Source organism: Aminobacter sp. P4_D5, from assembly GCF_056401815.1.
Map to the genome: position 1 here is coordinate 1 of NZ_JBFUIP010001008.1, position 602 is coordinate 602.

Here is a 602-nt window from a genome sequence, read left to right on the forward strand (position 1 = left end):
TGCAGCCCGGAGCGGCGCTTCAGCACCTCCATGGCCAGCTGGTGCGGCGAGGCGACGGCSGGCGTGSCGTAGGTGACGGCACGCACGCGCGAGGCGGCGAGGAGCGCGGCGAAATCCTGGATCGGGCTCTCGTTGCGCACCAGCAGCAGCAGCGGGAAGCGGCCGATGAAGCCGACGCTGGTCAGGTCCCTGTCGGGATCGAAGGGCAGCCGGGCGTAGAGAGCGGGGTTGTAGACCAGCACGCCGTTGTCGACATGCAGCAGGGTGTGCCCGTCGGCGGGCGCGCGGACCACTGCCTCGGTCGCGACGATGGCGCCGCCGCTCGGCCGGTTCTCGATCACGACGTTCTGGCCCAGGCCCGGCGTCATGAGGCGGCCAAGCAACCGGGCGAAGATGTCGCTGGCGCCGCCGGGCGGATAGCCGACGACCCATCGCACGGGGCGGTCGGGCTGCCAGGCTTGCGCGCGCGCCGTCCCGGCGGCGAGCGTGGAGCCGGCGAGAAGACCGAGATCGCGGCGGCGGAGCATGCGGGAATCCTTCGGATGAGCGGCGCGAAGCCTCAGCCAGCGAAGGGCATGCTTCAATCTTTTTCTGGCAAACCG

At 71.2% G+C, this 602-nt stretch carries 1 protein-coding gene; it reads right to left on the minus strand.

What is annotated here, in order from left to right; all coding sequences use genetic code 11:
• The coding region (locus AC1DWF_RS36355) for a Bug family tripartite tricarboxylate transporter substrate binding protein (protein ID WP_476843297.1) at nucleotides 1–527 on the minus strand (527 nt) is incomplete at its 3' end.
• Between the last annotated feature and the right edge of the window lie 75 nt (nucleotides 528–602).